Raw genomic sequence first — 3,057 nt, 5'->3', positions numbered from 1 at the left:
ATTTATACTAAATAATAATTATATATATAATTATTATTTAGTATAAATGTTTGGAAAGAAAATACTTGCTATCTTTATGAAAATACTTACTATCTTTATATAAATACTTGCTACTAGAAAACTAATATTTGCATTTACAAAATTTGGGAAGTAGATACTATTACATCTCTATAACAATACTTGCTATCAAAATATTAATATTTGCATTTACAAAATTTGGAAAGTTTTGTAAAATATACATTCATTTTTTTCAATTTTTCTTTCAAATTCCAAAATCTTGAGGATTTTGGAAAACCGCGTACTTCAAGTTTTGGAATTTTTGAAAGTTTTGAAAAAATTTGAAAAATGAAATAGTAAAGGCAAGAGGTTGTTGCCTTTACTATAGCGTAAAACAGGTAAATATACAAATATCAATGAATTATCCAAAAATGAAGAATTCAAAATCAATTATAGATCGTTAATCTTGGCTTTTCAAAGCTTGAAAAATAGATAAAGATAGACGGACTGAATATTCAGTCCGTCTATCTTTATCCAGCTAAGCATACACATACAACTGCATTTTACAATACTACATCTTCATATGTAATTATATATCTTGTTTTAGCAAAAACTACAAGAAGATATATAATTTCTAATAGAAAATACAATACTGAAAAGGGGGTACAGTTATGAACTGTATAAAATGCATAGAGAGAACAAGAATTTACAATCGTACAATAGCAGCAAGACTAATAAGTAAGCAAATGGGGGACCGCTGCGACAGTTGTGGAGAACTATTAACGGAAGAAGACTACAAAAGAGGATGGCTAGTAACACGGTCGTATAGAAACGATATGTGTGCTGTGTGCGGCGCGTTGTACAAAGCTTCATGTAAGTGTGAATTGTAGCACAACTTTAGAGGGGATTTACATCAAAAATAAGGCGTTATTCACGCCCAAAATAGATATAATAAAAGAACAGTAAAAGTATTTTTGCAAAAGCAAGAATCATTAAGTTAACCTACACAATAGACCAAAATAGCAAAAAAGTCAACAAAAAAACGCATTATTTAACTATAGAGAATTCGAACTCATTAATTTATGATTTTAATTATTTGTCATTAAAGCGCTTGTAAAGCGATTAATTTTACAAATTTAATTAGCTTTTTTTTGTAAAATTTTATTCATGATATTTTATTAGAAAACCGACTATTGGGGGTTTACTTGACAAAAACAGAAAAAAAGCCTACCTTATTCTTATGCAAACTAAAAAACCAAATAAGGGAGGACTAATTTATTTTTATGAATTCTATATATAATAAAAATTATTCTAGTTCCAGAATAGACCAAAATAACAAAGTTGTCAATAAGACAAAAAAATACATTTTCAAAAATCTTCACGAAGAAATTCTAGAAGAAAATTCACAAAAAATTGACCCGAATTTCAAGGAAATTTCCAGTTTACGACTTAGTTCTCATATTGGTAGAAAAGAAATTGAGTACCAACGACTTCTAAAAGTTTCTTGGTTTTTGGAAATGAAATACCAAAAATACCAAAAAACAAAAAAGAAATATCGACTTAAGGATATTCTAACTAGTGTAAATTCAAGACTAGCTAAAGAAAATTACAAAACAATTACTAAAAGAACACTATATATAGATTTACAAAAACTTGCAAAAATGGGCCTAGTGACCTCATTATCAAAAAGTTTTGGGAAAGATAAGGGGGGCTATTCACTGTATAAGCCGAATATCTTTATTTGAGGGCGCCGCGTAGAAATAATAAGGGGTTATTTTGAAAATGAAATAAAGGAATACGCTAAAGACAAAAGAATAGTCAACATATTAAAAAAAGAAAAAGACGAACATACAAAACCAATCCCATCAACTGCACTGCTGCAGTCGAGCCCATCAACTGCACTACCTTTATTACATAAAGAAGATAATAATAAGATAAAGAATTCTTATGAAGAAAACTTTTTTGAAAATATTGAGAAAAATAACGAAGAAAATATCCTAAAAAAGAAGAACAAAACCCTACTGGAAATGAAACTGAAAATGAAAAAATACCAAAAAAACAGAAACCGGTTAGCTGAAAAACTTCAATATTTAAAAAAATTTATCTCCTTATCCTTCCCTATAAACTCTAAAAATTGCACTAATATTTAATTATTAGTATGAAAAAAATTCCTACATTAATGTTAATTTTGTTTTTCTTCCCCAAATGCACAATAAAGAGTATTTATTAAAAGAATATATAGCTAATCTAAAAAGCACAAAATTAGATAAAAAACAGAGCATTCTGACAGAGAGTATTTAAGCAGTTTTCTTAACAAACTAAAACCAAATTCTAATATTAAGATTCAACATAAACCAAGACGAAGTAAAGAGGGTCTTGGATCGCCTGACTATGTCGTTATTAATAATATTAACAATGGAATAATAGGTTGTGTTGAAGTTAAGAAAATTGAACAAAACCTTGACGAAACACTTAAAAGTAAACAAATTGAGAAATATAAGAATATTGCACGAAATATACTTCTTACTAATTATATTGAATTTATTTGGATTAAAGACAAAGAAGTTAAATTAAGAGAAGTTTTATTAACTAAAAACGAATTAGATAAAAAATATTTCAAACTTGATAAAAATAAATTAATTAAAGTTATAAATATACTTAATGAATTCTTTAATTCTCATTTTGAAAAAATAAAAAGTATAGAAAAACTTGCTAATTTACTTGCAAGTAAAACTAGATCCTTAAAAGAAGAGATAGAATTAAACTTAAAAGCAAATGAAAGAAAATTAGATTTAAATATTGATGAAGCAAAACTAGGGGAACTTAATATTTTAGTATCAACTTGTAGAATACTTAAAAAAAGTATTTATAGTGATGATTTTAGTATTTCAGAATTTTCAGATTCAATTGCTCAAACTATTACTTATGGACTATTCATTGCAAGGCTTAACAATAAAAGCAATATAGAAATTGATTTTATTAGTATAGAAAGCTTTATACCTACTAATTTTTCATTAATACAAAATATTATAAAATTAATTAAAGATATCCATAAAGATA

The 3,057-nt window shown here is 26.4% G+C and carries 1 protein-coding gene; it reads left to right on the top strand.

Features of this window, described 5'->3' with window-relative positions:
* Positions 1-1,280: 1,280 nt before the first annotated feature.
* On the top strand, positions 1,281-1,742 hold the full coding sequence (locus HNP68_RS06255) for a plasmid maintenance protein (RefSeq protein ID WP_183221532.1): 462 nt from the start codon (positions 1,281-1,283) through the stop codon (positions 1,740-1,742).
* Positions 1,743-3,057: the final 1,315 nt, after the last annotated feature.

The sequence above is a fragment of the Borreliella yangtzensis genome (assembly GCF_014201775.1).
GTDB classification, from domain to species: Bacteria; Spirochaetota; Spirochaetia; order Borreliales; family Borreliaceae; genus Borreliella; species Borreliella yangtzensis.
This window is presented reverse-complemented; position numbering and strand designations above follow the sequence as displayed.